Source organism: Fulvivirga sedimenti (assembly GCF_020328055.1).
The window spans coordinates 1,142,420-1,154,527 of the sequence record NZ_JAIXNE010000001.1; the positions used below are offsets into that span (position 1 = coordinate 1,142,420).

Genomic DNA, 12,108 nt, shown 5'->3' on the forward strand with positions numbered 1-12,108 from the left:
TTACGTAAGTCACTATTAGAATTGCTCAACTATGGAAGCTAAATTTTCGAACAGAGTTAAGGAGGTCATTTCTCTCAGCAGAGAGGAGGCCCTGAGGCTTGGGCATGACTATATTGGTACGGAACACCTCCTTTTAGGGATGATCCGTGAAGGTGAAGGGGTGGCAGTTGGGCTGTTAAAGAAACTTGGCATTCCACTCGATGAACTTCGTGGAGCAATTGAAAAAGTCTCCAAAGGAACGGCAACGCACGATGTGAAAAATCTTGCCAATATTCCGCTTACCAAACAGTCTGAACGGGTCCTCAAAATTACCTATCTCGAAGCTAAAATATTCAAAAGTCAGCTGATCGGAACAGAACATTTGTTACTGTCCATCCTGCGTGACGAAGATAATATTGCCACTCAGATCTTAGAAAAATTTGACGTGAACTACGACGTTGTGAAAGAACTACTCGAATATCAAACCGAAAATCCGATGGCATCATCCGATACCGATGATCCGGATGATGACAGCTCCAAAATCTTTGGAGGCGGCGGATCTTCCGGAGGTAAGGAAAAGAAAGGGACAGAAAAATCCAGGACGCCTGTGTTGGATAATTTCGGTCGCGATCTTACCAAACTTGCAGAAGACGACAAGATGGATCCCATCGTGGGACGCGAGAAAGAAATCGAACGTGTCGCACAGATCCTGAGCCGAAGGAAAAAGAACAACCCGATTCTTATCGGGGAACCCGGTGTTGGTAAGACTGCCATCGCCGAAGGACTTGCACTGCGCATCGTTCAGAAGAAAGTATCCCGTGTTCTTTTCGGAAAACGTGTGGTAACACTGGACCTTGCATCACTGGTGGCAGGCACAAAATATCGCGGTCAGTTTGAAGAACGCATGAAAGCAGTGATGAACGAGCTGGAGAAATCTCCTGAAGTGATCCTGTTCATCGATGAGCTTCATACGATCGTTGGTGCAGGTGGAGCTTCCGGTTCGCTGGATGCATCCAACATGTTCAAACCAGCACTTGCACGGGGTGAAATTCAATGCATCGGTGCCACAACGCTGGACGAATACCGTCAGTATATTGAAAAAGACGGTGCCCTCGCCCGTCGATTCCAGATGGTCATGGTAGATGCTACCACACCTGAGGAAACGATTCAGATCCTTGATAACATCAAGGAGAAATACGAGGAGCATCACCATGTAAATTATACCCCGGAAGCCATTGAGGCCTGTGTGAAATTATCAGACCGATACATTTCAGATCGCTATCTGCCCGATAAAGCGATAGATGTACTGGATGAAGCCGGTGCCCGCGTACACATCAATAACATTCATGTTCCTGAAAACATCATTAAGCTGGAAGCAGCGATCGAAGATGTAAAGGACGAGAAGAATAAGGTCGTTAAGAGCCAGAAATACGAAGAAGCCGCCCGACTGAGAGATAAAGAGAAAAAGCTTATCGAACAGCTGGATCAGGCAAAATCGGAGTGGGAAGAAGAAACCAAGAGCAAGCGCTACACGGTTGATGAGGATAATGTTGCTGATGTGATCGCAATGATGACCGGCATTCCAATGAAACGTATCGCCCAGAAGGAAAGCAAGAAATTGCTCACCATGGGAGAAGAACTAAGCGGTCGGGTCATTGGCCAGGATGAAGCAATCAAGAAACTGACCAAGGCGATTCAGCGCACACGTGTGGGACTGAAGGACCCCAAAAAGCCTATCGGATCTTTCATATTCCTCGGGCCTACAGGAGTTGGTAAAACGGAACTTGCGAAAGTTCTCTCCACCTATCTTTTCGATAAGGAGGACAGCCTTATCCGGATCGACATGAGTGAATACATGGAGAAATTCTCCGTATCCAGACTCGTCGGTGCACCTCCTGGCTATGTTGGATATGAAGAAGGCGGTCAGCTTACCGAAAAGGTTCGCAGGAAGCCATATAGTGTAGTGCTTTTGGACGAAATTGAAAAAGCGCACCCTGATGTTTTCAATATTCTTCTCCAGGTACTGGATGATGGTATCTTAACAGACGGATTAGGAAGACGGGTTGACTTCAGAAACACAATCATCATCATGACTTCCAATATTGGAGTTCGTGACCTGAAGGATTTCGGCGCAGGAATTGGATTCTCAACCAGTGCACGAAAAACCAGTGAAGACGAGATCATGAAATCCACCATTCAAAGTGCTCTGAAGAAAGCATTTAGTCCGGAATTTCTGAACCGTCTTGACGACGTAATTGTCTTCAATTCACTGCAGCGTGAGGATATTCATAAGATCATTGATCTCACACTCGATAAGCTCTTCAAGCGAATTCATGACCTTGGCTACAAAGTGGAACTGACCGATAAAGCAAAGGATTTCCTTGCTGAAAAAGGTTATGATCCGCAATATGGTGCAAGACCATTGAATCGCGCCATCCAGAAATATCTGGAAGACGCTGTGGCTGAGGAAATCCTGAAAGGTGATCTGGAAGAAGGTGCAACCATCGTCGCAGATTATGACGGTAAATCCGAAAATCTTAGCCTGAAGGTTAAGAAACCACGGGGTACCAAGAAGGAAGAAAAAGAAGAAGAATAAAAATCCCTGAATCTTAAAGTGGGCCGTCTCAAAAGGACGGCCTTTTTTGTTGTCGTTTGTCAATAGATCGTAAAGGTTTCTCCTGGTCGTAATTTGGGGTTCCGTCAGACCCTATTTGATTGCTTCACAGCACAGATCCCTGCCTCGCCGGCAGGCAGACCGGTCCGACTTCCGGTTCAAAGCCGGGAGGTTATACCGGGATGACGATCTGGATGAGAAATCAGTTTCCCCTGTCCTGGTCGTAGGTGTCGTGTTAAAAGTCAAGCCATGTGAAAAACCGTCCATCCTTCATTTGTTGTAATAAAAATTTTATTCCATAACTTGTATATAAACTGCATCGAATATGAAACCAATCCTAACCATAATCATCGTACTTATATCAACTGCGGCCATGGCACAGCAACCCGATTATTCAAGCAAGGTAAAAACCATCGACAGCACCATCGAAACCCTCTATGCTGTTATTTCAGGAGAAAAGGGAGAAGCCCGGGACTGGGAATTGTTCAAATACCTTTTCATACCCGAGGCACACCTGATTCCTTCAGGCAAGAACCAGGAGGGTAAAACAGGTTACCGGGTAATGACCCCTGCCCAATATGTTGAAACCTCTGGAGCATACCTGGAAGAGAATGGATTTTTTGAAAAAGAGATCAGCAGAAAGACAGATCGTTTTGGAAATATAGTTCAGCTCTTCAGTACCTATGAATCTTATCATTCAGAAAAGGATGAAAAGCCCTTTAACCGCGGAATTAACAGCATACAACTCCTCTACGATGGCAACCGGTGGTGGGTACTCAACATTTTCTGGCAGGCAGAGACCACTGAGTTTCCAATTCCTGCAAACTATCTGGATTAGTAGGAGCCGTAATATTTTCGAACAACCCATTCCACTGATATCAGCAATACTATCAGCAGGAAAATCCATGTCAGATTAATGGCCGACAGGTATTTTTCTTCGCTGAAGATAATTCCCTGTGCCTCTTTGGAATCCAGATCATTCTTTAGGTTTTCGATTTCATCCCAAAGGTAGAATTCACCTCCGTTCTTCTCTGATATTTGTCTGAGAAGATTGAAGTCGGCCGTGAGACGCATCGACTCCAGGTTTAACTTCTGTACAACGAACTCTCCTGATACACGTTCAGTAGAACCTTCAAGATCGGTACTTGCAAAATACGAATAAACCCCCTCCTTCAATCCGGCTACGGTATAACGGCTGTTTCCTTCACTTGTCACATAGCTGTAAGTTTGCTCTTCACCGTTCGACTCACGTATCGTAAGGTTTATCCGATTTCCGAATACGCGTTCATATAGTTCATTATAGACTTCCGTATCAAATATCACGTCCTCCCCTTCTGTATAGGATTCTTTCAGCGGAAATAAACGGAAGCGCCTTTTATCAGCACGGGTAGACAAATACTGAACAAGCTTCTGGACAAACTCATTGAAATTGGTATTATCCTTATTTTTCGCATAATCCGTAAGTTTCCATTGCCACATTCCCGACCCAATTATGATACCGCTTTTTATTTCATCCCGCTCCATGGTCATCACGAGCGGTTTGCCGGTTTCAATACTACCAACCTTTTGGTACATCATAACCTGTGCCTCTCCATTCAGATTTATTTCACCAAAAGGTGTTACAAGTGGGGGAAATTGAGACAACATCTGAAGGAAATCATCACTGTAGGTAAAAGGAAGGTATGAAGGGTTGATCACGCCCGTTACCTGGTCAAACTCCCCGGCATATGTCTGGATCTGAAAATAGTCATTTAGCGATGACAATGCATCAAGATCGGTCTGTGGACCATACACATATAATACAGATCCTCCGGCCAGTTTTTCTGACCAATTCATGGGATACCGCCGTGACGGCAGCTGATGAAGAATAAAAAGATCGGTGGGTTCATTCCTCCTGAGGAAAGCGTCCCGATCATCAGCAATACTCATGATAAACAATTCCACTTCATAGTTTGAATTGCTCTGAAGCGATTCAACGATTGCCGACAGATCCGGGTGAGGCGTAGCGGCTACAAGGCAGACTTTTTGTTTTCCTTCAATGATCTCTACATACGCATCTGCACGGTTATTTTCTGAAATAAATTCATCGGGCAATTCACTAACCTGTACCACATATCGCTGTATGCCCTTTTCCCCTGCATCCAGGAGAATATTTACATCCTTCAGCGCCATCCCGTCGTCAAACAGGATATTCTCTGACGCAACATTGCTGCCCTTGTTAAAAACTGTTACCTGGACGCGGGTGCCGTCATATCCGTTTTGATGGAGCGAAACGACCAACGGAAACTTATTTCCCTCATAGGCAATCTTATTGTATGTGAGTGATTCAATCCGGATGTCCTTCTTTGCAGTACTATCGCCAAGCCCAACCGTTGTTACCTGAAAGGGAAATGTTCTGTATGCCGGCGAAACACCTTCATTGTAGATTCCATCACTCAGTAAAATCACCTCCTGTAAATTCTTCCCTTCATAGTCATTACGGATATCCCTCATCATGATATCCAGGTTACTTTTCTCCTGCGAGAACACAATACTATCCGGATTATCCTGCATTCCATTGAGGGTTGCAAACTGAACCACATAATCCTGATCCGCCAATTGATCTGCCAATGTTTTTACTTGCTCATAGATCGATCGCAATGCCGCACTGTCATAAAGAGCTCGGATGGATGAAGAATTATCAACGGCAAGGACTACTGTTGGTTTTTCGGTATAGTTCTGAATCTGCCGAAGTACAGGAGCCAGCAAAAGAACGGCAAGGATTGTCACTGTAATCCATCTAAGGCCAAATAACATGCGGTTGATGGCCATACTCCATGGGGCAGATCGCTTGTACAGCAGATATGCATACACAAATCCCGCGGCAATGCACAGCAATATAAATTCTACCGGATATGCTAACTGAACAGACGATCCCATACAGAATAAAGATACATGTAAAAGGTCCAACCGCCAATATCCTCCAAAACAAAAGGCCCCACTGATATAGCGGGGCCTTTCATCATTCAGGTTAGTTTAAAAAATCAATATTTGACTATACGTCCTTTTTGAAGAACAAATCCTTCTTCGGTAATCACCTGGTAAATGTACATTCCACTTTGCAATCTGGCCAGGTTCATCTGACCGTCAAATTCAAGCATTTCTCTGGAAGTACCATTGATGTTGATCACCTGTATTTTCATTGCCATGTCTGCATTCTCAACAATCGTGAGGTAATCACTGGATGTGCTGAAATTCTTGATAACCGTTTGATTCTGAACCTGAATCTCATTCGTAAGATCATCAGAGCTCGCCATAGTGGTGACAAGGCCATTGTAAACAATTACATTCACATCATCGGAAGCAACGCGTCCCATATTATCTGTAACAGTTACTCTGAATTGATAATTTCCAACAGAGGGATTTGAAACGATCATCTTCGCTTTATCCGTTTGCGAAAGTGTTGCTGCAGGACCTGAGATTTTTTGCCATTTAATATTATCTGGCCATCCTTCGGTCATGTTGAGCGTTACGAGCAGGAAGAAATCTCCGCGATTTACATCCCATTCGATATCCGCACCTGCAGAAACCGTAAATCCTGATGATGACGATGATCCGGAAACATTAACCCTAACACGGTCGGTCGCTGTTCTTCCTTTGTTGTCTCTTACCCAGATCTGGAATTCATACGTTCCCACCGTTGCGTTATCTACAACCAATCTTGCTTTGTTGGTCTGCGACAAAGTTGCAGCAGGCCCTGAAACCTTAGTCCAAAGAATCTCCTCAGGCCAGCCATCAGGAATATTAAAATTAGCAATAATGGAGAACTGTCCGCGTGCTAGATCCCAGTCAAAGTCATCCCCTGCTGATACCGAAATTCCTGAAGGAGGATTCGTAGAACCACTGCCCACAACGGTAACAATCACCCTATCTGATCCTGTCTGACCTAAATTATCAGTAATGGTTACTTCAAATTCATAGGTTCCGGGACCAAAGTTTGTTACAATCAACCTTGCTTTATCTGTTTGAGAAAGGATAGCTGCCGGACCTGAAACTTTTGTCCATTCAATTTTTGTAGGCCATCCACCGGGTATGTCAAAATTAACGATCAGGAAGAACTCATTCCCCTGTTCATCCAGATTCCATGTTATGTCACTGCCGGCAGATACAGTCATGCCATTGGCAGGAGGTGTGGTGGAAGAACTTCCGGTAACGGTAACTACAACCCTGTCGGTTCCTGTACGTCCCAGGTTATCAGTTATCGTCACTTCGAATTCATAAGCACCAGCTGTTACATTGGAAACAATTAAACGAGCTTTATCTGTTTGTGAAAGCGTAGCTGCCGGACCGGAAACCTTTTTCCATTCGATCTTACTCGGCCATCCACCGGGAATGTCGAAATTAACTATCACAAAAAATTCAGAACCCTTTTCATTCAAATCCCACGTAAAATCACTTCCCGCAGAGACCGTGAATGTACCCGTGGGAGGAGTTACCTGCTTCACCGTAATGATTACCCTGTCCTGCGCAGTCGCACCATCGTCATCAGTTACCTTCAACTGGAACTCATAGGTACCAGGCTGAGGCGCAACCATCGTCATATTTAATTTATTTTGATTCTGCAATGTTACTGCAGGTCCACTGATTTTCGTCCATGCATACTGTGCGATCCATCCATCTGCATCGCTGGCCGATGCCGCCATTACAACATTCGCACCCTCGTCAACAGTCCTGTCAGCCCCGGCATTTACTGTCGGGCCCTGATTCGCAACGGCACCTCCATTTACAACTACAGTAGCCGTCGCCTTGGCAGTAGCACCATCGTTATCCATTACAGAAATCTCAAAGGTATACGTACCCTGAACCATGTTGGTAACAGTCAGCTTATTCTTGTCGGTGTTCGACAACGAAGCACTTGGACCACTTACTTTTCGCCATGTATAATTGTATATCTGTCCATCAGGATCCGAAGCAGTAGCAGTAATGGTAGTAAAATTGGTCGGAAGGGTTAATGTTCCCGGACCACTCACGCTAACTGTTGGGGGCTGATTATTCGGATTGTTTGTCTGGGTTTTCGTTTGTGATAAAAACCACTGATACAGGGTTGGATTGGTAAAATTGCCTCCATTCGTCGGATATATCTGGTTCCAGATAAAGTGGCTTCCTCCCTGAATTGCAGACCATTTTCGATCGCGGTTCCCTACGTTATTACACTGCAATAATGCATCATAGGCTGATTTTCCCCAGGAATAACTGATGGTTCCATCAGCAGTTCCATGAAAACCCCAAACAGAAATTTGGGCGTCAGCCACATTGCAAGCCAGGTTGGGTGCTCCCCATCCTGCGATAGGCGCCATTGCAGCTATTCTTTTAGAAAGGGGGTCTCCGCTTTGTGCCCAGTTCCATACTCCGCCACCGCCAAGAGAAAGACCTGTCAGGTAAATTCTTTCGGGATCGTACCGGTAATTCTTCGGTCCGTTAAGGATGTAATCCCAAAACTGACGCTGCGAACCAGCACTCCAGTCGGCCGATGTCTGCGGCGAAATCACGATGAAACACTCCTCTACTCCATTCACCGTCGCACATAGCTTTCCATTCTTTTCGACCTCGATAGAAGGGCCGAATTTAGCAGCCAGATAAAGTTTTATATTGCCATCACCCTTTTCTCCCTGTCCGTGAAGGAACACGATCATAGGATACTTCTTTGTAGGGTTTGAATTATAGCCAGGGGGTAAATGCTCCAGGTATCCATTGATCGGATACCTATTAATGCTCACGATATTGTGGTGCTTGATGTCTGCATTGCTGTATAACTGAGCTTGTGCACTAAAGACAACAACACATAACAACAAAACACTCAATAGTACATTCTTCATTCTTACCTGTAATTTTATGGTTGGATAATTATTCAGCTCTTGGATCACCCTAAATATCTGAAGCTCACCCTCACTGAACGGTGCAAAACTGTACTATTGAAATGACAAAAGATTTACTTTATATGCAGGATGAAAATAGATTCGATGAATTGCAGAATATCACTATAAATGGTGAGGGCATTAGATGTGATAACATATTTTAAGATGAATTGAATATCAGTCCGTTAGAATGCGGTTACCAGGGTTCAATAACCATATTTGGACTTCCAAAGGTTCCGCAATCGTTTGCGGATTTCTTCTTCCCGTGGATTATTGCCGGGATCGTATAATTTGGAGCCCCTGATCTCACCCGGCAGGAACTCCATTTCCGCAAAATTTCCACTGAAATCATGGGCATATTTATAGCCTTGTCCATATCCCTGATCTTTCATGAGCCGAGTGGGAGCGTTCCGTATAGACATGGGAACATCCAGGTCACCCGTTTCCCGCACCACCGACCTGGCCTTTTTTATTGCCAGGTAACTGGCATTACTTTTCGGCGAAGTGGCCAGGTAAACAGCGCACTGTGACAATATGATCTCAGCTTCCGGATAACCGATCATCGTGACCGCCTGAAAAGTACTGGTAGCGATCACCAGGGCGGTCGGATTGGCCATCCCAATATCTTCTGATGCCAGGATCAGCATCCGTCGGGCAATAAATTTTACATCTTCCCCGCCCTCTATCATCCGGGCCATATAATACAGTGCCGCATTCGGATCACTGCCGCGCAATGATTTGATAAATGCCGAAATAATATCATAGTGCTGCTCACCACTCTTGTCGTAGATGGCAACCCGCTGCTGAGCCACCGATTTCACCAGCTCATTCGTAATAATGACTTCCTGATCCTGTGTATTCTGAATAACGAGTTCCAGCAAATTGAGCAACTTCCGCGCATCTCCCCCACTGATATTCAGTAATGCCTGGGTTTCTTCAAGAGTCACCGACCGTTCACTTAATTTCTGATCCCGTTTTAATGCCTGATCGATTAATTTAAGGAGATCTTCTTCCTGCAGTGATTTCAGAACGTACACCTGACACCTGCTCAGAAGTGCCGCATTTACTTCGAATGATGGGTTCTCAGTAGTCGCTCCAATCAGCGTGATGGTGCCTTTCTCAACCGCCCCCAGTAATGCATCCTGCTGTGATTTATTGAAACGGTGAATCTCATCGATAAACAAAATAGCATGTTGCTGTCGCCGTGCTTTATCGATTACCTCACGAACATCCTTTACACCTGCATTGATGGCACTTAACGTATAAAAGGGAGTCTTCAATTCATTGGCAATGATGTTTGCCATTGTCGTTTTACCTACACCCGGGGGGCCCCATAGGATCATGGAAGGTATCGATCCTGCCCGCAATGCACGATTCAGAATACTCCCTTCCCCGGTAAGATGCTCCTGACCGATCAGTTCATCCAGCCGTGAAGGCCTGATTCTTTCTGCTAATGGCTGGACTGATTCAAACATGGGATACAATAAAATTCACTCATTCAAAGGTACGATATCCGTCGAAAATAAATAGCTTTGACCATGTCGCGCATGCTCTGGGTACACCTCGCTCTTCTTTTCGTAACGTTACTGTACGGGGCAAATTATACCATTGCAAAGTACGCGCTTCCCGAATATCTCAAGCCGCTGGCTTTTATCTCGGTCCGACTTCTGTCTGGCACTATACTCTTTTGGGCCATCGATTCTCTGCAGCCAAGGGAAGCGATCTCCCGAAAAGACCACTGGCTGCTTTTTCGCTGCGGGCTTTTTGGCGCCGCATTAAATCAACTCCTGTTTTTTGAAGGGCTTAGCCGCACCACTCCCATCCATGGGTCCATCATGATGACTATGTCACCCATCGCAGTCATCCTGATTGCATCCCTGCTGGGAAGAGAATTTCTCACGCGCCGGAAAGTCATCGGAACCATCGTCGGCTTTACCGGTGCCGTCCTCCTGCTCACGCGCCATGGCATCTCCCTGGACGAAGGCACCTTCACAGGCGATCTGCTGATTCTGCTGAACGGCACTTCATATGCCATCTATTTGATCCTGGTGAAACCGCTTACCCACAGGTACCGTCCGTTTACCGTATTGAAATGGCTTTTTCTCTACGGCACACTGATTGCAGTTCCTTTTGGGATACCACAACTGGCTGAAGTATCCTGGTCAACACTTCCCCTCTCAGCCTGGCTGAGTGTTGCTTACGTGGTTTTTGCTACCACTTTTACCGTTTACCTGCTCAATGCCTGGGCCCTCCAGTATGTAAATTCGTCTATCGTTGGAATCTACATTTATCTTCAGCCCGTTTTTGCAACAATTGTGGCATTATCACTCGGTCAGGATCACCTGGAAATCCAGACAGTCCTGTTTGCTTCTATCATCATGATGGGCGTATATTTAGTGAGTAAACAGAAAAGATAATGGGAAAATTACTCTGGCTGATAGGAATTATTTGCGCCGTATGGGTCATCTACGATGTATGGACAAAAAATCAAAGGCTTTCAGAAACCAATAAAATTCTCTGGACAATTTTCGCGTTGATTTTCAACATCGTCGCCGCAATTATTTACTACGTAGTTCATAAGAGCAACACCGAGCGCTGATCAGAAATCTTTCAACTGCTTCAATGCCCGGTCAATATCGTCGTCATTTATTTCCAGACTCGTAACAAGCCTGATCAGCTGACCGCCAAAGTGAACTGCCTGTACACCGCGATCGGTAAGCACCTGTAAGTACTTCTTCGGATCAAGATCTTCATGGATCTCAAAGATCACTATATTGGTTTCTACTGGCAGCACCTCCCTGATATACCCGTAATTTTTCAGGCTCTCACCCAGACGCATTGCCCTCTGATGATCTTCTTTCAGCCGGTCAATATGATGATCAAGGGCATATAACCCTGCCGCAGCGAGATATCCCGCCTGCCGCATTCCACCCCCGAATACTTTCCGCATCCGACGTGCTTTCCGAATCAAATCTTCCGAAGAGATGAGAACAGAGCCTACCGGGGCCCCAAGACCTTTGGACAAACACAATGAGATCGTGTCAAAATATTGTCCGTATTCCACAGGATCTTCGCCCCTGGCAATGATCGCATTGAATAGCCTTGCTCCGTCCAGGTGCATTTTTAGTCCGCGACTTCTTGCTGCCAGTGAGATTTCCCTGATCTGGTTGATAGAGTAGCAGGCCCCACCCCCTTTGTTTACTGTATTTTCAAGCGCAACAATGGAGGTCTTCGGGTAATGCACATCATCAGGGTTGATCGATGTAAGAACGTCCTGTACGGTTAATATTCCCCGCGGGGCATCAATCAGACGAAACGACAGTCCACTGTTTCCGGCTATTCCGCCGCCTTCATAAAGGTAAATGTGAGAGCCCTTGTAGCAAATAACCTCCTCATAGGGATTAGAAAGAATATTGATCCCAATTTGGTTGGTCATAGTTCCCGACGGACAGAAAAGTGCCTTTTCCATCCCGAATATCCGGGCACAACGTTCTTCCAGTGCATTCACGGTGGGGTCTTCTCCAAAGACATCATCCCCAACCTTTGCTTCAAACATAGCGGCCAGCATTCCTTTAGTAGGACGTGTAACCGTATCGCTTCTTAAATCGATCATGCAGTGAT

At 45.5% G+C, this 12,108-nt stretch carries 8 protein-coding genes; 4 read left to right on the forward strand and 4 right to left on the reverse strand.

The window, feature by feature from the left end:
* Positions 1 to 31: 31 nt before the first annotated feature.
* Together LDX50_RS05370 and LDX50_RS05375 are read left to right on the forward strand one after the other, a co-directional pair.
* Positions 32 to 2,575: an ATP-dependent Clp protease ATP-binding subunit gene (locus LDX50_RS05370; RefSeq protein WP_225697379.1), complete on the forward strand. Its 2,544-nt coding sequence runs from the start codon at positions 32 to 34 to the stop codon at positions 2,573 to 2,575.
* 343 nt (positions 2,576 to 2,918) lie between these two features.
* Complete coding sequence (locus LDX50_RS05375) at positions 2,919 to 3,431, forward strand: hypothetical protein (protein ID WP_225697380.1); 513 nt, start codon at positions 2,919 to 2,921, stop codon at positions 3,429 to 3,431.
* Here the strand turns inward: LDX50_RS05375 and LDX50_RS05380 are convergent.
* From LDX50_RS05380 to LDX50_RS05390, 3 genes are all read right to left on the reverse strand, one after another.
* Positions 3,428 to 5,512: a hypothetical protein gene (locus tag LDX50_RS05380; protein ID WP_225697381.1), complete on the reverse strand. Its 2,085-nt coding sequence runs from the start codon at positions 5,510 to 5,512 to the stop codon at positions 3,428 to 3,430. The genes LDX50_RS05375 and LDX50_RS05380 overlap by 4 nt on opposite strands.
* Before the next feature lie 104 nt (positions 5,513 to 5,616).
* Positions 5,617 to 8,448, reverse strand: a complete 2,832-nt coding sequence (locus LDX50_RS05385; RefSeq protein ID WP_225697382.1) for a PKD domain-containing protein — start codon at positions 8,446 to 8,448, stop codon at positions 5,617 to 5,619.
* 245 nt (positions 8,449 to 8,693) lie between these two features.
* Positions 8,694 to 9,962 (reverse strand): replication-associated recombination protein A, encoded by a 1,269-nt coding sequence (locus LDX50_RS05390; RefSeq protein WP_225697383.1) that lies wholly within the window; start codon positions 9,960 to 9,962, stop codon positions 8,694 to 8,696.
* Between the two features lie 63 nt (positions 9,963 to 10,025).
* Here LDX50_RS05390 and LDX50_RS05395 point away from each other — a divergent pair, with 63 nt between their 5' ends.
* Positions 10,026 to 10,904, forward strand: a complete 879-nt coding sequence (locus LDX50_RS05395; protein ID WP_225697384.1) for a DMT family transporter — start codon at positions 10,026 to 10,028, stop codon at positions 10,902 to 10,904.
* Positions 10,904 to 11,086: a PLDc N-terminal domain-containing protein gene (locus tag LDX50_RS05400; RefSeq protein ID WP_225697385.1), complete on the forward strand. Its 183-nt coding sequence runs from the start codon at positions 10,904 to 10,906 to the stop codon at positions 11,084 to 11,086. Before LDX50_RS05395 ends, LDX50_RS05400 begins: the two co-directional genes overlap by 1 nt.
* Here the strand turns inward: LDX50_RS05400 and LDX50_RS05405 are convergent, their stop codons facing one another.
* On the reverse strand, positions 11,087 to 12,100 hold the full coding sequence (locus LDX50_RS05405; RefSeq protein WP_225697386.1) for a threonine aldolase family protein: 1,014 nt from the start codon (positions 12,098 to 12,100) through the stop codon (positions 11,087 to 11,089).
* Positions 12,101 to 12,108 lie beyond the last annotated feature (8 nt).

Bases quoted from the DNA above. Each gene is read 5' to 3' on its own strand.
- LDX50_RS05370 (WP_225697379.1), top strand. From the start codon at position 32: ATGGAAGCTAAATTTTCGAACAGAGTTAAGGAGGTCATTTCTCTCAGC.
- LDX50_RS05375 (WP_225697380.1), top strand. From the start codon at position 2,919: ATGAAACCAATCCTAACCATAATCATCGTACTTATATCAACTGCGGCC.
- LDX50_RS05380 (WP_225697381.1), bottom strand. From the start codon at position 5,512: ATGGGATCGTCTGTTCAGTTAGCATATCCGGTAGAATTTATATTGCTG.
- LDX50_RS05385 (WP_225697382.1), bottom strand. From the start codon at position 8,448: ATGAAGAATGTACTATTGAGTGTTTTGTTGTTATGTGTTGTTGTCTTT.
- LDX50_RS05390 (WP_225697383.1), bottom strand. From the start codon at position 9,962: ATGTTTGAATCAGTCCAGCCATTAGCAGAAAGAATCAGGCCTTCACGG.
- LDX50_RS05395 (WP_225697384.1), top strand. From the start codon at position 10,026: ATGTCGCGCATGCTCTGGGTACACCTCGCTCTTCTTTTCGTAACGTTA.
- LDX50_RS05400 (WP_225697385.1), top strand. From the start codon at position 10,904: ATGGGAAAATTACTCTGGCTGATAGGAATTATTTGCGCCGTATGGGTC.
- LDX50_RS05405 (WP_225697386.1), bottom strand. From the start codon at position 12,100: ATGATCGATTTAAGAAGCGATACGGTTACACGTCCTACTAAAGGAATG.